Consider the following 20080-nt stretch of genomic DNA (forward strand, 5'->3'; position numbering starts at 1 on the left):
CCCAGTCTCTCAGAATCATATGATCATTCATTCGCCATGCCCCACTGACACGTCACCAGTTCCGGGAAATCAGCCAGAACTCTTCGGACGTCAGCGTCACCGTCCCCTGTCCTGCCGTATCTGCGGCGGCTCTGGCAAGAGCATGTATACGCTCGATCAGGATCGTTTTGCGCTGATGCGCCTCAGAGGTCTCCTTCTCCCCGGCCAGCGTCTGCAGGGCCAGCTCGGCAGCACGGGCAACACGGCCTGCATCCAGCGCAGCGTAAGACATGATCTCGTCCTTCAATTCCTACCAATAAAACCATTCCCCCGCCTCGGGCAGGTACAGAACGGAGCAGCTCCCGCTGCCAGCCAATATAATCCCCTCTACAGTAGTCCCGTTTCCTTCCTTTTTTCAATCCCCTACCTTCCATTAAACCTCTTTTATAACGTGATCTTTACTTATAAAAACCAGGCTCCTCTCTGCCCTCCATCATTTCCATGATAGGGAGAGGAAGCTCACGCATGTCCCTGTTCAGGAAGCCCCCATGATACGCACTGCCCCGTCCTCTACCCTGCGTATGGTCCGCCTCTGCCTTGCCCTGCTCCTCCCTGCCCTTCTGGCAGCCTGCGCCACACGTCCCAGCGGCAACAGCCCGACCATGCCCGTGCTGGAGGAACAGGCAGACTATCAGGCCCATGCCCGCTCGCACTACACACCGCCCGGCCCGCCTGAAGACCCCTGGGGGCCTTACATCAATGAAGCATCAAACCGTTTCGATGTGCCTGCTGAATGGATCAGGGCCGTCATGCATCAGGAGTCAGGGGGGCATCTGTATGACCGTTATGGCAACTTCATCACCTCCACGCCCGGCGCCATGGGGCTGATGCAGATCATGCCACCCGCCTATGACGACCTGCGGACCCAGTACAATCTGGGACCTGACCCCTACGACCCGCACGACAACATTCTCGCCGGAACAGCCTATATCCGCCAGATGTATGAAATATACGGCTCTCCCGGCTTTCTGGCTGCCTATAATTATGGCCCGGGCAGTCTGGACCACTACCTCCGCCAGAACAGGGCCCTCCCACGGGAGACACGCAATTATGTGGCGGCCATTGCCCCCAAGATCATGGGCATCTGGCCGCATCAGCGCTCCCGCAATGACCTCATCGTGGCCCGCCATGACAGGACGGCGCAGGGACCCGCCCGCATGGATACGGCCACACCTCTGGATGGTGGTGGAAGCTATGACGAAACCACCACGGCCGGACAGGCTGTCCAAACAGCCGAAACACAGGACATCCGGGCCGCATGGGCCGCCCGCGGTTTTTCCTCCCCTCAGCCGCAGCCAGCAGCTCCCATCGCCCGGCCCCATTCGCCTCCACCACGCTCCTTTCCGCCAGAACCACAGAGAAATACGCTGCGCATCCAGTCCATTCCCCTGGCTGATGCCCCAGCCAGACGGAGGGGAGCGACAGACATGCTGGCCGAATCAACCCATGACTGGGCCATCCAGCTGGGGAGCTATGCTGGTGAAAAACAGGCCCTCATGGTTGCCACACAGCTACGCCCCCGCATTACCCCCATTGCCGGCGGGGCCTCCGTCCATGTCATGCCCGTTCGTACGGCCAGAGGTACACTCTACCGGGCCCGGCTCATCAACCTGACGCACAGCCAAGCTACCGGGGCGTGCAGGCATCTGCGGGGGACCATAGACTGCCTGACAATTCCCCCCAACGCTCCCTGACCATCATCGGAGGAACACACGGGACATGCCGCACACACCACACCATGTCGGCACGGCCAGGCCACTCCGGCTCGCTGATGATGTCACCAGCACGGCCCTCTATGCCGGGCCGGGTGACTGTTACCGCTATACGCTCAGGCGTATCTGGAATGCGACAGGGCCCCTCATCATGTGGATCATGATGAATCCCTCTGTCGCCACGGAATATGGAGATGACCGTTCCGTGGCCAAATGCCAGCGTTACAGTCGGCAATGGGGTTATGGCGGCATGTTTGTGGGCAACAGCTTCGCCTATCGCTGCACGGACCAGAAACGCCTTCTCGAGGTCGCCGACCCCGTCGGCCCGGAGACCGACCACTACCTGCTGGACATGGCCGGACAGGCTGAACTCATCGTGCTGGCCTACGGCACCCCGCAGGCCAAGGAGCTGCGCTACCGGGGACCTGAGGTGGCACGGCTGCTGCTCCGGACTGGTCACAGGGTCACGGCCCTGCGGCTGAGCCGCAAAGGCCATCGCCCCGAACACCCGCTCTATCTCCCGGCGGACCTTACACCCGTCCCCCTGACGGCAGACGATTTCTGATCCACCTCCCACCACGCAGACAGGGCTTTCCCGCAAGGGGAGGCCCGCCCATCTGGCTTCAGACGCTTTCTGCGACCCAATTTTTCTTCTTTGTCTGACGGCCAATGCCGGGATTCAAACAGTTGCAAGGATCGAGCGAGCGGTAATGGGCGGCCATGCTCTGCGGAGCATGATAGAGGTGCCCCACATTATGCTCGGCCGGATAACGGGCTCCCCGTTTGTCCAGTATTGGCCACATCATGGTCGTCTCAACTTCCATGGGGTCCACACCAGGCCTGACAACATAATCCTGATGCATGACATGGCAGAGGAAGTGCCCGTAATAGAGCTTCAGCAGCAGCTGGTCGTCCACCTCCGGCGGAAGACGCTCCTGCCACTCCCAGTCATTGCGGCGCAGAGCGACATCCAGTGCCATCATGCCGCCCGTCTTCCTGCCATGAACAGCCACATACCGGTTTGCTGCCCCCGCCGCCGCAAACCGGTGCAGAAAAGCCAGCGTCCCCTCCTGCGCCGTACACTCAAAGAAGGCACCCTCCACCTCCTGCCCTTCGGTAAAGAAGCTCTCCAGCCATGGGCGAACCTGCCGGGCCAGCGTGCCAGATACACGCAGCATGAGGTGATGGTCATATGTCTCGTGATAGGCCCTCATGCGGGCTGGCACCTGCGAGGGCAGGAACCGGCTGCCAGACTGCATGAGCAGGTCGCTCAGCCCGTCCGGTACCCATGAGAAACGCCGGGCGAAGGCATCCACACGAGCCTTCAGACGGAACATGAGCGGCAGATGTTTCGTTCCCAGAAAGCGGATCAGCGCCACGGTATCCCGCCCGTATTCATCCGCAATGGCAAAAGCATCCCGATGCATGTATTCACCCGCAACGGGCAGCTCCTCAAACGCCGTCAAAAGATGCCGCCGGACCTTTTCCAACGTATCGGTCCGGTTGGTGCCAAGATAGAAGACGGCCGTATCCTTCGCTGCCGGGAAGGTATCCAGCCGCACGGCAAAGACGATCAGCTTTCCCGCATTACCGGATGCCTCGAACAGACGGCCCGGGTCCGCATTGTAACGCCCCGGGGATGCCTCATCGACCTGGCGGATACGGTTGACGTAATCATCATCATGGGCCTTTCTCGTGCCCGACCAGTCCACATCATCCGGGCTGTAACGACCATGTTCCAGCGCATCCAGCACGGATTCTGCCACAGCTTCATCCGGGAAGCGGATGCCCAGATGATTGACCAGATTCAGCCTGCCCTCGGCATCCACCTGTCCATAGAGGGCCATTTCCGTATAAGCCGGACCACGCTGCACCAGGGCCCCGCCCGAGTTGTTGCTCACCCCCCCGAGGACAGAAGCCCCGATGCAGGATGACCCGATGACCGAATGGGGTTCCCGCCCCAGCGGAGCCAGTTTTTCTTCCAGCTCGTAAAGATCCGCCCCCGGCAGGCAGACAACCTGTCGGCCTTCTCCCAGAAGCTGGATACCTTTCAGCCTGCGTGTGCTGATGAGAATGATCGGCCTGTCATAATCGTTGCCATCCGGTGTGGAGCCGCCCGTCAGCCCTGTATTGGCCGCCTGCATGAGAATGATGCGCCCTGATTCCACCGCCAGCTTCGAGACACGCCACAGCTCAACCAGAGAGCCGGGAATAACGACGGCTTCCACCCGGCCATCACCAAACCGGAACCCCTTGCGGTACCCGTAGGTCGCACTTTCCGAGGTCAGGACATATCTGGTGCCAACAACAGATTTCAACTCGCCAACAAGATCGACCATTCCATCCTCTTTCCGCCCCTTTCCTTCAAGATCAACTCCGGGAAGGAAAGGGCACATCCATGAAACAAGATGTGACATTACCTCTTTCAATGCGATGAAAACCATAGAAAGGCCCTTTGGGCCGCCCTGTTTTCCTGTCAAAGAAATGTGAAATGCCTTTCGGCACCAGTATTACCTGGTCCGCCCGAAAAGTTTCTCCAGCCCGTCCTTGTCCAGCTTCAACCATGTCGGACGGCCATGAGGGCAGGTATTGGCCCGGGGATGCTGCTCCATGCCCCGCAACAGAGCATCCATTTCCTCCTGCTTGAGAATACGGCCGGCACGGATGCTGCCATGACAGGCCATCCGGGCCATGATGGCTTCAAACCGCCCATCCAGACTGTCTGTCTGCCGGGCTGGCAGGTCAGGCATCTGCACGAGTTCATCCGCCACATCCCGCAGAAGGCCCGCCACGTCACTACCGTTCAATGGGGCAGGCAGACTGCGGACCAGAACGCTCCCACTGCCAAAAGATTCTATCTCCAGACCAAAACGGGCCAGCTCCTCCGCACATCGTGACAGCGCCTCGGCCGCCCCATGCGGCAGATCAACCACCTCCGGCATCAGAAGGGCCTGCGCCTGCACGGCCCCTTCAGCAAAACGGGCACGCAGGCGCTCATGGGTCAGACGCTCATGGGCAGCATGCTGGTCTGTCAGGATCAGGTCACCATCCGGGGCAATCGAGAGAATATAGGTGGCATGAATCTGCCCGATCGGCACACCAAGTGGCTGCTCCGGCTGTCTGCCGCCAACAGACGGATGAGGCACCTCCTCCCCTCCGCCATCTTCCACCTGCGCAACCCGGCCCGACGTCACATAACCCTGCTGCGGCTCTGCAAGGCCGGGAGCAGACTGCCGCTCCTCCATCACGGCAGACGAAGCAAAACGGCGAACGGACGTCCCCAGACCAAGATCGGCCGGAGGAACAGCCCGGGCGCCCGTATGATCATATGAATAGGACGTACCCGGCACGTTCTGCCCAATGGAAGCCGCCCGGCGGCCAATGATGCCAAGATCGGCCTGTATGCCTCCACCGTCCCCGGCGCTACGGGCCAACGCACGCCCCACAGCCCCGATGACAAAAGCTCTCACCTCGGCCTCATCCGCAAACCGCAGCTCTGTCTTGGCAGGATGGACATTCACATCCACACGATCAAGCGGAAGGCGCAGATGCAGCAGGAGAACAGGGAAACGCCCTTTCTCGATCACGGGCCGATAGGCCACCCGTATGGCAGTCCGCAGGATGGGGTCCATCACAGGGCGATTATTGACCAGCATGAACTGGCCGCTGCCTGTCCGCCTGGTTTCACCCGGACCACAGATATACCCGCCCAGCCGCATGGGGCCACGCTGCTCATCAACCGTCAGAAGGCCATCTTCGGGCACTTCAAGAATGCTGGCCACACGGGCACGGACATCCTGCGGCGGCAGATTGAATATCTCCCGCCCATCCATGACGAAACTGATGGCACAATCCGGCGCACTCAACGCCACACGCCGCATGACGGCTTCAGCGTGATTGCCCTCCACTCTGGCTGTCTTGAGAAATTTGCGGCGAGCCGGTGTCGCAAAGAACAGGTCCCGCACCACAACACGGGTCCCCACAGAACCAGCAGAAGGCACCGGCCCGCTGACAACACCCCCCTGCACGGAAAGCTCCCAGGCCGTTTCAGCCGTTTCTGTCCGTGATGTCAGGAAAAGGCGGGCACTGGCCCCGATGGATGGCAGCGCCTCCCCCCGAAACCCCAGTGTTTTTATGGCCGTCAGGTCATCATCCGGCAATTTGGAGGTACAGTGCCGCTCCACCGCCAGGGGCAGCTCCTCGGCTTCCATCCCCCGGCCATTATCCCGGACATCAATCAGCTCACAGCCGCCCCCCCGCAGGGTGACCTCAAGACGGGTCGCCCCGGCATCCAGCGCATTTTCCACCAGTTCCTTGAGCGCCGCCGCCGGACGCTCCACCACCTCACCAGCGGCAATAAGATCCACAACATGGCTGGAAAGACGGCGGATGACAGGCCTCATCATGACTTCTCCTCAGACAGGAGGCAGAACAGGACGGAACACCAACCGCAAAAGGAGAGCCTGAAAGCTCTTATTTGCCACCCTTCCGCAGGGTCGGCGTGGCGCCTTCAGCAAAGCTCTGCCCCAGGGCCGCATTCTTCTGGATGCGGCGATTTTCCGCTTCGCCATCCACAACATTGCCAGCCCGGCCACCCCGCCAGAAAAGAAGACTGTCCACAAATCCAGCATCAGCATCGCCAAGTTCGGCATTGTTCGGACCACGGGCCGCCGATGTGGCCCGCTGGACAAGGGCCTCCTGCCCGACGCTCTCCGTCCCCTCATTGGGGTGAAGAGCGACATCCGGGGCCAGCGTCTCCAGCGCCTGCATACGGGGACTTTCATCCGGGCGGTTGGCACTGGCTGCCCCCGGAAGGGCCAGTTTCTCCGAGGGTGGCATGGAGAGTGGCGCACGGGTCGTCACGGCGTATTCATCCGGCAGGCTGCGCTGAAGGCCGAAGCCACGCGCCACATCACTGCCGGAGCACCCAGCCAACGCCAGCCCGAACGTGGCCAGAGCACCCAACCGGACTCCGTGACGTATAACTGAAGGAGCAAAAAGCCGCATGACAGGTTCCCGCACTGCACTCACAAAAAGATGCCCAATCCTATAGGGCCTGCCTGCAATGGGCAAGCCGGTTGTCACTTCAGCCATTCCGGCTCCGCCGCTCCGCCAGAAAGGAGTCCAGCAGCCACAGGCCAACACCACAGACAATGCCGGAATCCGCAATGTTGAAAACATACCAGGACCATCCCCCGACATGAAAATGCAGGAAATCCACTACGGCCCCGTAATGAAGACGGTCTATCACATTGCCAATGGCGCCCCCGATGATTCCGCCGCAGGCAAGACTGACCAGCCGACGGCGTGACCGCAGAAGAACGACCAGAAGCCCCAACACTGCCAGCAGGGAGATGGCAATGAACAGCCAGCGTCCGTGCCCGCCGAACATGCCGAACGTCACGGCGTGATTCCATACCATCGTGAAGCTGAGGCAGGGCATGACATCCATGGTCCCCCGTGCCGGCAGGTTCAGCCCGTAGAGAATCCATGCCTTGCTCGCCTGGTCCACGAACAGGACAGCAAGAGCCGTTACCAACCCGACCAGCCGCCACCGTGGCGACCCCGGTACAGAGGCCGGGGATGCGCCGCTCCCTGTACCTTCAGCCCGGGCCGACCTCATGCACTCACCGCACCAAAACAGCGCAGGCAGAGATGGCTGTGGTCCTCATTCTGCCCGACATCAGGCAGGACACGCCAGCAGCGGGCACATTTCTGCCCGTCCGCACGGCTGACCCTCACCTCATCCTCGGCCTGACCCGGCTGCACATGGACCTCGGACGCCAGGCAAAGCTCCGCCCAGTCGATCCCTTCGGACACGACCTGCTCATCGGCCGTCAGGGGCAGATGGACCTGGGCCTCCAGCGAGGAGCCGATCAACCCTTCCCGACGGGCGACTTCCAGAGCCGTGGTGACACGGCGGCGGACCTGACGCAGGGTCTCCCACCGTCCGGCCAGTTCAGGATCATGCCAGCCTTCTTCCGGCACGAAGAAGCGCTCCAGATGCACGCTGCCTTCCTGCCCGAAACGGGCCTGCCACGACTCTTCCGCCGTGAAGACCAGAGCCGGGGCCAGCCACGTCGTCAGGGCACGGTGCAGCACGTCCAGCACGGTGCGGGCCGCCCGGCGTGCATGGGAGTCCGTTGGATCGCAGTAGAGGACGTCCTTGCGGATGTCGAAATAGAAGGCCGACAGCTCATTGTTGCAGAAATTGTGCAGCAGCGGATAGACGCCGTTCCACTGATGGGTCTTCACCGCCTCCTGCACACGCTGGTACAGCTCGTACAGACGGTGCAGAATGTACTGCTCCAGCAGCGGCAGGGCCTTGCGGGCCTTCACCGTTGCCTTGTGGCGGAGGGCACGGGCCGCCTCGTCCGGGACCAGCCTGTCCAGCATCACGTCCACCGGGGCGGACACGTCATCCCAGCCCAGCGGCAGGGCCTCGGCCTGCGTGAAGCCATCCAGTGCCCCCAGCAGCCAGCGCAGCGTGTTCCGCACACGGCGGTACAGCTCGCCCTGCTGCTTGAGAATCTCCTGACTGATGCGGAGGTCCTCATTGGTATCAGAGTTCAGGACCCACAGGCGCAGCACGTCCGCACCCAGCGTCTTCGTCACGTCATCAGGCACGATGGTGTTGCCGAGGGACTTGGACATCTTGCGCCCCTGCCCGTCCAGCACGAACCCGTTCGTCACGACCGTCCTGTAGGACGCCACGCCTTCGGCCCCCACGCTTTCCAGCAGGGAGGACTGGAACCAGCCGCGATGCTGGTCGGAGCCTTCCAGATACAGGTCGGCCGGGTAATTCACGCCCTCCTGATGCAGGACGAAACGGTGGCTGCATCCGCTCTCGAACCAGACGTCAACAATGTCGAAAACCTGATCATAGTCTTCCGGATTGCGGCCTTCACCGAGATAGACGGCAGGGTCCGTGTCATACCAGGCATCCGCCCCACGCTCCCGGAAGCTCTGCACGATGCGGGACATCACATCGGCATCCCGCAGCACCTCACCGGTGCGTTTCTCCACGAACACGGCGATCGGCACGCCCCAGGACCGCTGGCGAGAGATGCACCAGTCCGGCCGCTGCTCGATCATGCTCGTCAGGCGGCGGCGGGAGCTGGCCGGTACGAAGCTGATGTCATCAAGGGCCTTCAGGGCACGCTCACGCAGGCCGGGGCCACCCTCATCCCCTTCACGGGGCTCCATGGCGATGAACCACTGCGGCGTGGCCCGGAAAATCACCGGCTTCTTGGACCGCCACGAATGGGGATAGGAATGGACGATCTCCGCCCGGGCCATAAGGCCACGGGCCGGGGCACCGTCCTGCCGGGCCTGATCCCGCACCTGTGTCAGCAGATCACATACGGGCTGCGTGGCCTTGAAGACATGAACACCCCCAAGCTCCGGCATCCAGTCCACATAGGTTCCGTTGTCGCAGACCTCTTCCGTCACTTCCACGCCGTGGGCACGGCAGAGCATGAAGTCGTCATGACCATGCGCCGGGGCCATGTGCACCAGACCGGTACCGGCATCCGTCGTGACGAAATCACCAAGCAGCAGCGGCACGTCATAATCAAACCCACGCCCCCGCAGCGGATGGGCGAACACGGCTCCTTCCAGCGCACGGCCGGGAAGGGTGTGAAGGACCTCATGCCCGGTAACGCCTGCGCCGGAGAGGAAGTCTTCCAGACGGTCCACGGCCACGATCAGCTTTGCCCCGACCGGCACGAGGCTGTCCTCGGCCACGCCGGTGACATGGATGACCGTGTAGGTGATGTCCGGCCCGGCAGCGAGTGCCCGGTTGACGGGGATCGTCCACGGGGTCGTGGTCCAGATCACGGCCGAGGCACCGGAGAGCAGCTGCCCTTCCGTCGGGTCCTTCACATTGGGGAAAGCCACGAACAGGGTCGTGGAGGTGATGTCGTGATATTCGACTTCCGCCTCGGCCAGGGCCGTCTTCTCGACCGGACTCCACATCACGGGGCGCAACCCACGATAGAGACGGCCATTGAGAAGGAACTTGCCGATTTCCTCGGCAATCTGCGCCTCGGAGGCGAAGTCCATCGTCACGTAGCGGTTGTCCCACTCCGCCTGGATGCCCAGACGCTTGAAGTCCTCCCGCTGGGCCTCCACCCATTTTGCGGCATATTCCCGACATTCCGCACGGAACTGGAGAACCGGCACGGCATCCTTGTCCTTGCCCTTCCGGCGATATTCCTCCTCGACCTTCCACTCGATCGGCAGGCCGTGGCAGTCCCATCCCGGCATGTAGCGCACCTGCGCCCCATTCATGCGCTGGGCACGGTTGATGACGTCCTTCATCACCTTGTTGAGGGCATGGCCGATATGGATATGCCCGTTGGCATAGGGCGGGCCATCATGCAGCGTGAAGATGCTGTCCGCCCGACGCCCGGCCTCTGCTATCTGGCCATCCAGCCCCGTCTCCGCCCAATGGGCCAGCATGTCCGGCTCCCGCTTTGGCAGGTTGCCCCGCATGGGGAAAGACGTCTTGGGCAGGAAGACCGTTCCCCGGTAACGCTCCTGCTGCTCACGGAAAACGGTATCGGTCTTTTCTACAGGCTCAGACATGGAATAGGTGCGCCAGCTCTCAGTACGGGATAAAAATAACTGTACTTATGGAGAGAGCCTGCCGTCCCGGTCAACCCCCTGTCTTGCCGAGCACCTGCTTCGCCTGTGCGGCATCTGCCGCAATATGGGCCTTCAGCTCATCAAGGGAGGAAAAGCGTTTCTCGTCCCGGAGCAGGGCAACCAGCTCCACCCCCAGAATCTGGCCGTACAGGTCCTCATCCACATCGAAAAGATGAGCCTCCAGCCGGCTCTCCCGCCCGTCATTGATGGTCGGGCGGCGGCCAAGATTGGCCACGCCGGGCACGAGCCGACCGTCCGGCATCTGCACCCTCACGGCATAGACACCCCTGGCAGGCTCCAGATGCTCCTTCAGCGCAATGTTGGCTGTCGGGAACCCCAGAAGGCGCCCCCGCTGATCCCCCTGGACCACCTCTCCCGTGATGGCCCAGTTGCGCCCCAGAAGCTCCGCTGCCTTCTCGGGATAACCCTCCTGAAGGAGACGGCGTATCCGGCTGGAAGACACCGGCCCTGCCACATCCGCCAGCTGCGGGACGATACTGACGCCCACGCCATGCTCCACCAGAAGCTGCTCCAGAAACGTGACATCACCCTCCCGCCGGTGCCCGAAGGCGAAGTCCGCCCCACAGGCCACATGAGCCACATGCAGCCCCTCGATCAGCACATCCCGCACGAAGGCCTCGGCACCCAGATGGGAAAAAGCCTCATCAAACTCTGCCTGCACGATGCAGCTTACGCCCTGTTCCTTCAGGGCGGCGGCACGCACCTCCGGCCGCATGAGACGGAAGGGTGGGTCCTGCGGACGGAAAAAAGACCGTGGATGTGGCTCGAAGGTCAGCACCCCCAACCGACAGCCGGGGCGAGCCATCTTCAGGCTCTGAAGCAAATGGACATGACCTCGATGCACGCCATCAAAATTGCCCAGAGCCACGGCCGCACCCCAGCAGGAGCGGGGCACGGCCCGCCAGTCTGTGCAGAAAGTCATATGGGTATCATCGGGTCTTCAGGTGCCGGAACTGTTCCGCAGAGCGGGATCAGCGGGAACGGTGGCTTTCATCATCAGCCATACGGGCATCCGGCTGCTGATGGGGCGCTGCCGTACCCTGCTGGGGCTGGGGCGGAGACAGACGTTCGTCAGCCTGCTGCGGGGCGGCGGTTCCCTCCCGGTCATCCTCGGCCATGCCCTTCTTGAAGGATTTGATCCCCTTGGCGAAATCGCCCATCAGGCTGCTGATCTTGCCGCCACCACCGAACAGCACCAGTACAATAACGGCAAGGATTATCCAGTGAATCGGACTCATGCTGCCCATAGGACCATACTCCCTGATAAGGTTGAGGCGTCCCTCATGTGGCAGGGGCGTACTGATTGTGCAACCCCCGGCCCATGGGCCCACCCATGTCGTGAAGGCATCCTAGCGCATTGGCAGGATAAAACCATAGGTAGGATATGCACGCCTGCCCATACTTCCTGCCGGGGCCCACCAGACCCGGACCAGCGACCAGTCCCCCCTTGGGGAGATGTCCTCCACCGGCACACTGTGCTCAATACGCCCGCCAACCCAGTTGGCATGATCCACTTCAATCCGCCGCCTCGTCCGCAGGCGCCGCACGACCGACACATGCCCATCCGGAATACGGGAGCTTGCCCGGAACACCAGCACACTCCCCGGCTGTGGCCTGTGGCTACGCTGGTAATGGCCCCGGGCTTCCCACCACCAGCTGGCAGCCCGCCCCCGCAGGTTGACCCCACTCACCTGCCGCGCATAAGGCGCACACTGCACCGGCCCATGGTAGGATCCGACCGAGCTGCATGCTCCGAGAGTGAGGCAGACACACAGGGCCAGCACCTCCTTCCGGCGGTCCCACATCTGCCATCCCTGCATGACAGCCCCGCTTTTCTGCATGGTCCACCTCACGCTCTGCCCATTCTCGCCAGACATCAGCCTAACCGGACATTGAGGCTGAATCTGGTTCCTGCCCAACGGAACATCACAGGGACCGGAATCCGATAATCAGATCTTCCGCATCCTCCCTGTCCATTCCAAGCGCCTTCTCCGCAACATCCTGCGAAAAACCGTTGCGGGCAAAAATGGCCAGTACCTTCATGTGTTCCTTCTCCGGCCTGTCGGGCCTGTGGAATGGCCCGACCGCCCTTTTGCGAGCCAGGATGAGTGCGGCGGCCAGTTCGGCCTGATGGGCCTGCTCCTCCCCTGCCTCTCCCAGGCTCTCATCCACCGCCTGCCGGACCGTCTCACCATCAACGCCCCTTGCCTGAAGATGGGCCTGCACAGCTCGGCGGGACCGCCCAGCACGGGCCAGATTGCGGGACCTGGAACGGGAAAAGGCCGCATCATCCACAGCTCCGAGGCGCCCCATCTCCTCCACGATCTGGTCGATAACCGGCAGGCAGACGGCCTCATGTGCAGCGACCTCCTCGGCAAACATGCCAGCCCGGGCAGCCCGTACCCCCCAGCGGCGAACACGCCGCTGCAACATCTGCCGCAAGCTTTGCCGGGTCGTGGCAAAGCGGGCCAGATGGGCCAGAGCTGCGTCTTTCAGGCTCTGATAATCTGGTGAAGGTGGGATAACATCCATGCGATCAGTCCATAACTTGCTCTTGCCCTGCCCGTCCAAAATCTTCATCACTGGTAACAGGCCTCTCCATAGTACCCGCCAGTGAGTTCTCATGCACGCACAACACTCCATCCTGCCCCGGACCGGGCGCCTGAAGGAAGAAATGCACGCCACGGCCTCCCGTTATCCCGGCCCCGGTGGAGCTGTTGCCGTCCTGCATGAGGGGGAAGTGATCGCCCGGCACTGCTGGGGCTATGCCTCGCTGGAACGCCGCCTGCCTTTCACGCCCGCAAGCCTGTTCCGCATCTGTTCCATCACCAAGCAGTTCACCTGCGCCACCCTGCTGGACCGTTACGAAAACCCGGAAACCCTGGCCCCATACATCCACAGGCGGCTGCCCCGGCTCCGCTCCGACCCGCCCACTGTCACACAGCTGGCTCACAACCAGTCCGGCCTGCGGGATTACTGGGCCGTGGCCATGCTGCATGGTGCCGCCATTGAAGGCACATTCAGCCCGGCGGATTCCGACAGGGTCATCACCGGGACACGGTCCCTCCAGTTTCTTCCCGGCACATCCTATTCCTACGTCAACCAGAATTTCCGTCTGATTTCCGAGGCGATGGAAGAAGAAAGCGGGCTGAGCTTTGCCGAGCTGCTCCAGCAGCATGTTTTCGACAGGGTCGGCATGAGGCGGGCCATCCTGGCGGCGGAAACCAGCGCCCTGCCCGATGGCACAACCGGCTATGAGGGGACACAGGAGGGCGGCTACTGGCCCGCCCGCAATCACATCTACTGGACAGGGGATGCCGGGATGGCAGCCTCGCTCGATGACATGATCGCCTGGGAACGTTTCATCGACCAGCAGCGTGATGACCCCGAAGGCCTCTATAACCGCATGAGCCGCCCCGTCCTGTTCGATAACGGGCACAAGGCGCCTTACGGCTTCGGGCTGCAGCATGGCACCATCGCAGGCCATGAGGTCACAGCCCATGGCGGCGCCCTGCGGGGCTGGCGGTCCCACCGGCTGCACTGTGCCGCCTTGCGCCTCTCTGTCGTGGTCCTCTTCAACCACATGTCCCCGGCCCAGCAGGCCGCCGCCAACCTGTTCCGGGCCTTTCTGGGAGAAGAGGGAAAACCGGCTGCCCGACAGGCCCCCTCTGGCAGACAGGCTCCCCATGCACTGGAGGGCCTCTGGCTGGATGAGGAAACCGGCCTCTCCGCCCGCATCACCGCAGCAGCACCGGGCAAGCTTCAGCTCCGCTACCTCATGCTGCCGGAAACGCTGGACATCATCTCCCCCCAGCTTGCCGAGGCCGGGAACCTCCGTGTGCGGCATATACAGGGCGAACACATGCAGGCCAGCAGACAAGAAATCCCCACGCCCCACATCATCATGGAACGGCCAGGGGAGAACCGGCATGCCCTGCTCCGCCCCTACCCTGCCAGCCCCCAGCCCGACCCGGAAGAACTTGCCGGAGACTATGAATGTGAGGAGCTGGACGGCTCCCGTTTCACCATCACCAGCCAGAGCGGGCTGCTGCATGGCGGGTTCTCCGGTTTTCTGGGAACAGGGCGGATGGAACGGCTGACCGGACTGGGACCGGACCTGTGGGCCTTCCCCTGCCCCCGGGCTCTGGATCACACCCCGCCCGGCGACTGGACCCTCCACTTCGAACGGCGGAACGGGCGCCTCCACCAGCTGCGTGTCAGCTGCTGGCTGGCACGGAATCTCATCTATCGGCGGCTGCCGGACTGAAGGCCATGCGTCCGGCTGCAAAGCCCTCCATGGCCTGCCTGCAAAACAGGGTTTGACGATTCCCCGTTCTGCAAGCAGTATGGTCGGGCAGCTCCCCCTGATCTGAAAACCGGACAGGGGTATTTTCCGTTGGAGGCATGGAACTGATGCGCCACCGGATACGGGCTGTATGTCGTTGATTTTTCAGACCGGGAACGCGTCCACCATGATCGCCTCCATCATGCCGAACTACAAACGCTTTGACCTTGCCTTTGAGCATGGCGAAGGCCTCTGGCTCACCGGCACGGATGGACGACGCTATCTGGACTTCGGGGCTGGCATTGCCGTGTCCTCCCTTGGCCACAGCCACCCGGCCCTCGTGAAGGCCATCACCGAACAGGCCAGCAAAGTCATCCACGTCTCAAACCTCTATCAGGTTCCACAGGCCAGGGCCCTGGCGGACATGCTGGTGGCGAACAGCTTTGCGGATTCAGTCCTCTTCTGCAATTCCGGTGCAGAGGCCAATGAGGGCCTCATCAAACTGATCCGGCGGGCCCAGTACAAAAATGGTCACCCTGAACGCACACGCATCATCTGTTTCAACAATGCCTTTCATGGACGGACACTGGCCACCATTTCCGCAACCGGCAACCCGGCCTATCTGGAAGGGTTCGGCACACCGGTGGAAGGGTTCGACCATGTGCCCTTCAACGACCTCAACGCCGTCCGGGCCGCCGTGACAGACCAGACAGCCGGCATCCTGCTGGAACCCGTGCAGGGGGAAAGTGGCATCCGGGCAGCAGACCATGAATTCCTGCAAGGCCTCCGTGCCCTGTGCGATGAGAAAGGCCTCTATCTGGGCATTGATGAGGTACAGAGCGGCATGGGCCGTACCGGTACGCTCTTCGCCTTCGAGCAGGCAGGCATCACACCGGATGTCGTGTCCTCCGCCAAAGGCATTGGCGGGGGCGTACCGCTCGGGGCTGTACTGGCCCGTGAAGACCTGGCCCAGCACCTCACACCCGGCACGCATGGCACCACTTATGGCGGCAACCCACTGGCCTGCTCGGCCGGGCTGGCCGTGCTGAAAGAGATTCTGTCACCCGGCTTTCTGGAGCATGTCCGCAAGACCGGTGCCGCCTTTGGCACAATGCTTGAAGCCTGCGTGAGGGAATATCCCACCATTTTCGAGGAAGTCCGTGGTGTCGGACTGATGCGGGGCCTGCGCTGCCGCATCCCTGTCGGGGATGTTCTGGCCGCTGTCATGGCCGAGGGCCTTCTGGCCATAGGCGCAGGGGACAACGTGCTGCGTCTGGTTCCGCCCCTCATTGCAACCGAGGCTGACTGTCAGGAAGCCTGCATCCGCATCGGGCGTGCTGCTCACGCCCTTGCCAACAAGTAAGGAGACACCTGCGTGAGTACCACCAAGGCCTCATCGCCCCGTCACTTCCTGGACATCAAGGACCACTCCACCGAGACACTGCGGCATATCCTCACGCTCGCCGCACGGGTCAAGGCTCTCCAGCAGGGGCGCAGACATCCGCTCTGCCCCGGCCAGCCACTGGCCGGCCGTGCGCTGGGGCTGATGATGTCCCGCCCCTCCACCCGCACCCGTGTCTCCTTTGAAGTCGGGATGAAACAGCTTGGCGGGACCGTCAACGTGCTGGCTCCATCCGACATGCAACTGGGGCGTGGAGAAAGCATTGCCGATACGGCCCGTGTCCTCTCCCGTTTTCTGGATGTCATCGTGCTGCGCACGGGCAAGGATGCCAACCTGCGTGAGCTGGCCCGCTGGAGCAGCGTGCCGGTCATCAACGGGCTGACACCGATCTCCCACCCTGTACAGATTCTGGCCGACATCCTTACCTTTGAGGAACACAGGGGACCTATCACCGGCAAAAAACTGGCCTGGATCGGCGATGGCAACAATGTTGCCACCTCCATGATCGAGGCCGCAGCCCGACTGGGCTTCACCCTGCATCTGGCCACACCGGAAGGGGAGTTCACCCCGTCCGAAACCGCAGTGCAATGGGCCCGGGACAATGGCGGTGACATCCGCCTGACGCATGACCCCAAGGAGGCCGCAGCAGGAGCGGATGCCGTCATCACGGACACATGGGTCAGCATGGGGGATGAAGATGCGGAAAAACGCCTCAGGCTGTTCCGCCCTTACCATGTGGATGAAACCCTCATGGCGCTGGCCTCACCCCAGGCCCTGTTCATGCACTGCCTGCCTGCCCATATAGGGGAAGAAGTCAGCAAGGCCGTGTTCGAAAGCCCGGCCTCCATCGTGTTTGATGAAGCCGAAAACCGCCTGCACGCCCAGAAAGGGCTTCTGCTCTGGTGCATGGAGAAAGATGATCTTTCGGCCTATCAGGGCTAGACCCTTCCGCCTGATGCCTGCCCCGGAGGGGGTAGGGCATCAGGCCAGGCAGGCCCGACAGAGAGGATTGTGACCCCGGTGACAGAAACCACCACGCCCGCAGCAACGCCCCGCCCGCATGATGTCCCCGACCTCACGGTCGCCCATGCCATCACACCGTTCCATCTTGGCCATGTGCCAGTACGGGGGCGGCTGATCACACTTGGCCCGCTGGCCGGGGCCATCCTCTCCCGCCATGATGAACTGCCAGAACCGGTCCGCCTCCTTGGCGGACAGGCGCTCGCCCTCGTGGCAGCCATGGCGACGGCCCTCAAATTCAAAGGGTCCTTCTCCCTTCAGGTCAAAGGAGACGGACCTGTTTCCCTGTTCCTTGCAGACTGCACCGATACAGGCGAACTGCGCTTTACCGCCCGCATGGCTGAAGATTACACCCTCCCCCTGCCGGAAGATGCTTCCGGACTGCTGGGCAAGGGCTATATGGCCTTTACCGTGGATCAGGGGCCGGATACCGACCGTTATCAAGGCATTGTCGGGCTCGAAGGCCCCACTCTGGCTGACATGGCCGAACATTATTTCCAGACCAGTGAGCAGCATGACTGCGCCATCCACCTCTTCTCCCGCCATACGGAAGCGGGCTGGCAGGCCGGAGCCCTGGTACTGGAACGCCTGCCAGACAGCACCCCGATTGCGGGCAATGATGACCACAGACCAGCCGATGCCACCATCCAGGACCTGTGGGAAACGGCCTGCACCTTTGGCCAGACCCTGACGGCAGAGGAGCTCTTCAACCCACAGCTCTCCCCCGGGGCGCTCATCAACCGTCTCTTCGGCACGCTGGATGTGGAGCTGGCCCCGGCCAGGCCTCTCTCCTTCGGCTGCCGGTGCAGCCGGGCCCGCCTCCAGGGTGTGCTGGAACGTTTCAGCGGGGAGGACCTCGACCACATGGCACAGGATGGCGTGATCTCCATGGAATGCCATTTCTGCAACACGGCTTTCACCTTCACCCGTGAAAGCCTGCCCGATGGCCAGAAAAACGGTGATGCTGGAGCGCCATGACAGCAGGGCTTCCAGTACCTCTCCAGCGGGACGGGCAGCCCGTCGAACGGCTCTATCCGGGCTGGCAGTGCAACGGGCGTCATCCGGCCCCTGCCGGGATGGAGGTCCTGAGTCTCCAGCACAGGCACACAGGGCAGGAAGCCTGCTGGTGGCTCACACCTGAAGGGGATATCCTCGCCTGCCACGCCCTGGCGCTGGACAAACGCTGGAGCCAGAAGATCAGGGAGGCCGTTGCCCCCGCCCTACAGCAACTCAGCACGACGCTGCTGGGCCGGGTAACGCCCCTGCCAGCCGAGGCCTGCTTCCCGCATGAGGCCATGGCCCCACTCACCAACCTGCCGCACACGGCCCGCCTCCAGCTGCTCGGCCTCTGGTTCCGCTCTGTCAGCAGGTCGCTTCTTGTCCTGTCTCCCGCCACACTGCTGGATGGTGAAGAGACCTCACTGGAGCTGGAGGCAGCGGATGCAACTGGCCAGCCCTTTGCGCCCCGGTTCATCCGGGCCATGCTGGAGACACGGCCCGCCGGCCCCCACACGCTGGCCTGCTCCCCTTTCAGTGGCCGCATCATCCGGGCCGAACTGACCATGCCGACAGACAGAGGTGTGGCCTGCCGCTTCAGTGACGAAAGAAACGGAGAAACCTTCTACCTCTTCTGGCCCGGCCCGGCAGGACAGATAGACCCGCAAACAGCACAGCAGCCCCTTTTCTACCACCCGCAGGGTGAACTCCTGCTGGGAGATGGGCCGCTTACGCCACTGGTCCCCATCTTTCTCCTCTCATGGTTCATCAGCAACCCCAACTGCATTGAGGAACTGAAACATGCCCACCCCTTCCGGCTGGAAGATTATGGCGTGGGCAAGGCCTCGGCCCTGTGGAAGGACATCGCCCTGTCACCTTCGTCCTCCCAGACCGATACACAGGCCACCACACAGGAAGAGACTGGACAAAACCGGACATCTTTTCCATTTTCTTCCAGACACTGGGGGCAGTCTTTCTTTTTTGAGGCCGGTCGGACAGCAGGCCTGCCCGACCGGGACCGGCTCACCCCGCAGGACCACGAAAAAACAACAGGCGCCGGACATGAAAACCATGACGAACCATAGTGCCAGAACGCCTCATCTGGTCAGCCGCATGAAGCTGCGTTCCTCTCTCTTCAGCCTGGGAATGGGCTGTGCGCTGGCTCTGCTGGCAGGCTGTGCCTCCGGCGGTTCCGGAGAGGAAACATTCCCGTCACCGGATTACAGCTACCTGCCCCCCCTCAACCTGAATGTCAGCCAGGTTGATGTCAGCAACCAGGTCCAGCCCGACAGTGACGCCCTGTCCTCCCACAGCCCGACCAACCCCACCGACGCTCTGGCCCTTATGGGGCGCCAGCGCCTGCACGCCATGGGAGCATCCGGTACGGCCAGCTTCACCATCACGAAAGCGGAGATTAGCAAGGCCCCGCACCATGCCCTCAGCGGGAGTTATACAGTCCAGCTGAACCTGAATGACGCCGCCAGCCATCACCACGGCTTCATCACGGCGCATGTCCAGCGCACGATTGATGCCCCGGGCAAGCTCGGGCTGGAGCACAACCTCCATACGCTCAACACGCAGCTCATGGATGACATGAATGTCGAGCTGGAATACCAGGTTCGCAGCCATCTGGCCTCATGGCTGACGGACGCAACAGGCACACCGCTGAATGCCGCCACCATCCAGAGCCAGGAGCTGAGCAGCACGGATCTGTCCGGCACACCCCCGGCTGCACCGCAGCCCCCGGCCAGCACGGTCGTGACCGGTGCCACCGCAACGGCAGACCGGGCCGTTGGCAATACTGCCAGCACTGCCGGCAGCTGGCAGAAACCGGCTGATACGGAAACAGGCCAGGCACCTTCCGCAGGCCGCATCCATTCTCCCCAGCCCCACATGCTCACCCTGCCCCAATAACGGACCTGGGCGCCCAATGCGGGAAAAAAGGCGGAAGAAAGC

General features: G+C 62.4%; 18 protein-coding genes. 8 read left to right on the plus strand and 10 right to left on the minus strand.

The window, feature by feature from the left end:
• Positions 1–52: 52 nt before the first annotated feature.
• Entirely contained in the window at positions 53–271 is a 219-nt protein-coding gene (locus tag ASO19_RS06245; protein ID WP_081562904.1) for a hypothetical protein, read from the minus strand.
• Positions 272–527: 256 nt separating this feature from the next.
• Here ASO19_RS06245 and ASO19_RS06250 point away from each other — a divergent pair, with 256 nt between their 5' ends.
• Positions 528–1733, plus strand: coding sequence for a transglycosylase SLT domain-containing protein (locus ASO19_RS06250; protein WP_052348959.1), 1206 nt, complete (start codon positions 528–530; stop codon positions 1731–1733).
• A 25-nt stretch (positions 1734–1758) separates the two neighbouring features.
• The gene (locus tag ASO19_RS06255) at positions 1759–2316 is read left to right on the plus strand and encodes a DUF1643 domain-containing protein (RefSeq protein WP_103765628.1); all 558 of its coding nucleotides are present in this window, start codon (positions 1759–1761) and stop codon (positions 2314–2316) included.
• Between the two features lie 58 nt (positions 2317–2374).
• Here the strand turns inward: ASO19_RS06255 and dld are convergent, their stop codons facing one another.
• The 9 genes from dld to ASO19_RS06300 all read right to left on the minus strand — a co-directional run bounded on the left by dld (position 2375) and on the right by ASO19_RS06300 (position 12953).
• Positions 2375–4090: a D-lactate dehydrogenase gene (gene dld / locus ASO19_RS06260; protein ID WP_043558934.1), complete on the minus strand. Its 1716-nt coding sequence runs from the start codon at positions 4088–4090 to the stop codon at positions 2375–2377.
• A gap of 171 nt (positions 4091–4261) precedes the next feature.
• Positions 4262–6157 carry a DNA mismatch repair endonuclease MutL gene (gene mutL / locus ASO19_RS06265; protein WP_181005215.1) on the minus strand — a complete coding sequence of 632 codons (1896 nt, stop codon included), beginning with the start codon at positions 6155–6157 and terminating at the stop codon, positions 4262–4264.
• 67 nt (positions 6158–6224) lie between these two features.
• Complete coding sequence (locus tag ASO19_RS06270; RefSeq protein ID WP_373364572.1) at positions 6225–6782, minus strand: DUF3035 domain-containing protein; 558 nt, start codon at positions 6780–6782, stop codon at positions 6225–6227.
• Between the two features lie 55 nt (positions 6783–6837).
• Complete coding sequence (lspA, locus tag ASO19_RS06275; protein WP_103765630.1) at positions 6838–7374, minus strand: signal peptidase II; 537 nt, start codon at positions 7372–7374, stop codon at positions 6838–6840.
• Entirely contained in the window at positions 7371–10340 is a 2970-nt protein-coding gene (gene ileS, locus ASO19_RS06280; protein ID WP_081562908.1) for an isoleucine--tRNA ligase, read from the minus strand. Before ileS ends, lspA begins: the two co-directional genes overlap by 4 nt.
• A gap of 70 nt (positions 10341–10410) precedes the next feature.
• Positions 10411–11343, minus strand: a complete 933-nt coding sequence (locus ASO19_RS06285; RefSeq protein WP_043558939.1) for a bifunctional riboflavin kinase/FAD synthetase — start codon at positions 11341–11343, stop codon at positions 10411–10413.
• A 49-nt stretch (positions 11344–11392) separates the two neighbouring features.
• Positions 11393–11668 carry a twin-arginine translocase TatA/TatE family subunit gene (locus tag ASO19_RS06290; RefSeq protein WP_043558941.1) on the minus strand — a complete coding sequence of 92 codons (276 nt, stop codon included), beginning with the start codon at positions 11666–11668 and terminating at the stop codon, positions 11393–11395.
• A 102-nt stretch (positions 11669–11770) separates the two neighbouring features.
• Complete coding sequence (locus ASO19_RS06295) at positions 11771–12226, minus strand: CHAP domain-containing protein (RefSeq protein WP_043559339.1); 456 nt, start codon at positions 12224–12226, stop codon at positions 11771–11773.
• Positions 12227–12347: 121 nt separating this feature from the next.
• Positions 12348–12953, minus strand: a complete 606-nt coding sequence (locus ASO19_RS06300; protein ID WP_043558945.1) for a regulatory protein RecX — start codon at positions 12951–12953, stop codon at positions 12348–12350.
• Positions 12954–13044: 91 nt separating this feature from the next.
• Between ASO19_RS06300 and ASO19_RS06305 the strand changes: the two genes are divergently transcribed.
• The 6 genes from ASO19_RS06305 to ASO19_RS06330 all read left to right on the plus strand — a co-directional run bounded on the left by ASO19_RS06305 (position 13045) and on the right by ASO19_RS06330 (position 20038).
• Positions 13045–14688, plus strand: coding sequence for a D-aminopeptidase (locus ASO19_RS06305; RefSeq protein WP_258036080.1), 1644 nt, complete (start codon positions 13045–13047; stop codon positions 14686–14688).
• 205 nt (positions 14689–14893) lie between these two features.
• The gene (locus ASO19_RS06310) at positions 14894–16069 is read left to right on the plus strand and encodes an aspartate aminotransferase family protein (protein WP_103765680.1); all 1176 of its coding nucleotides are present in this window, start codon (positions 14894–14896) and stop codon (positions 16067–16069) included.
• A 12-nt stretch (positions 16070–16081) separates the two neighbouring features.
• On the plus strand, positions 16082–17050 hold the full coding sequence (gene argF / locus ASO19_RS06315; protein WP_081562912.1) for an ornithine carbamoyltransferase: 969 nt from the start codon (positions 16082–16084) through the stop codon (positions 17048–17050).
• 78 nt (positions 17051–17128) lie between these two features.
• Entirely contained in the window at positions 17129–18106 is a 978-nt protein-coding gene (gene hslO / locus ASO19_RS06320; RefSeq protein ID WP_043559345.1) for an Hsp33 family molecular chaperone HslO, read from the plus strand.
• Positions 18103–19209 (plus strand): hypothetical protein, encoded by a 1107-nt coding sequence (locus ASO19_RS06325; RefSeq protein WP_103765631.1) that lies wholly within the window; start codon positions 18103–18105, stop codon positions 19207–19209. The genes hslO and ASO19_RS06325 overlap by 4 nt, the downstream gene beginning before the upstream one ends.
• Positions 19196–20038, plus strand: coding sequence for a hypothetical protein (locus ASO19_RS06330; RefSeq protein WP_146046918.1), 843 nt, complete (start codon positions 19196–19198; stop codon positions 20036–20038). Before ASO19_RS06325 ends, ASO19_RS06330 begins: the two co-directional genes overlap by 14 nt.
• Positions 20039–20080 lie beyond the last annotated feature (42 nt).

Origin of the sequence: Parasaccharibacter apium, from assembly GCF_002917995.1 — a bacterium.
Classification (GTDB): Bacteria; Pseudomonadota; Alphaproteobacteria; order Acetobacterales; family Acetobacteraceae; genus Bombella; species Bombella apis.

What these genes read in the sequence shown, in the direction of transcription:
- ASO19_RS06285 (WP_043558939.1), bottom strand. Translation starts at nt 11,343, where the DNA reads ATGACTTTCTGCACAGACTGGCGGGCCGTGCCCCGCTCCTGCTGGGGT.
- ASO19_RS06255 (WP_103765628.1), top strand. Translation starts at nt 1,759, where the DNA reads ATGCCGCACACACCACACCATGTCGGCACGGCCAGGCCACTCCGGCTC.
- dld (WP_043558934.1), bottom strand. Translation starts at nt 4,090, where the DNA reads ATGGTCGATCTTGTTGGCGAGTTGAAATCTGTTGTTGGCACCAGATAT.
- lspA (WP_103765630.1), bottom strand. Translation starts at nt 7,374, where the DNA reads ATGAGGTCGGCCCGGGCTGAAGGTACAGGGAGCGGCGCATCCCCGGCC.
- ASO19_RS06290 (WP_043558941.1), bottom strand. Translation starts at nt 11,668, where the DNA reads ATGGGCAGCATGAGTCCGATTCACTGGATAATCCTTGCCGTTATTGTA.
- ASO19_RS06305 (WP_258036080.1), top strand. Translation starts at nt 13,045, where the DNA reads ATGCACGCACAACACTCCATCCTGCCCCGGACCGGGCGCCTGAAGGAA.
- ASO19_RS06300 (WP_043558945.1), bottom strand. Translation starts at nt 12,953, where the DNA reads ATGGATGTTATCCCACCTTCACCAGATTATCAGAGCCTGAAAGACGCA.
- ASO19_RS06325 (WP_103765631.1), top strand. Translation starts at nt 18,103, where the DNA reads ATGACAGCAGGGCTTCCAGTACCTCTCCAGCGGGACGGGCAGCCCGTC.
- ASO19_RS06250 (WP_052348959.1), top strand. Translation starts at nt 528, where the DNA reads ATGATACGCACTGCCCCGTCCTCTACCCTGCGTATGGTCCGCCTCTGC.
- ASO19_RS06330 (WP_146046918.1), top strand. Translation starts at nt 19,196, where the DNA reads ATGACGAACCATAGTGCCAGAACGCCTCATCTGGTCAGCCGCATGAAG.
- ileS (WP_081562908.1), bottom strand. Translation starts at nt 10,340, where the DNA reads ATGTCTGAGCCTGTAGAAAAGACCGATACCGTTTTCCGTGAGCAGCAG.
- ASO19_RS06295 (WP_043559339.1), bottom strand. Translation starts at nt 12,226, where the DNA reads ATGTGGGACCGCCGGAAGGAGGTGCTGGCCCTGTGTGTCTGCCTCACT.
- ASO19_RS06310 (WP_103765680.1), top strand. Translation starts at nt 14,894, where the DNA reads ATGATCGCCTCCATCATGCCGAACTACAAACGCTTTGACCTTGCCTTT.
- mutL (WP_181005215.1), bottom strand. Translation starts at nt 6,157, where the DNA reads ATGATGAGGCCTGTCATCCGCCGTCTTTCCAGCCATGTTGTGGATCTT.
- ASO19_RS06245 (WP_081562904.1), bottom strand. Translation starts at nt 271, where the DNA reads ATGTCTTACGCTGCGCTGGATGCAGGCCGTGTTGCCCGTGCTGCCGAG.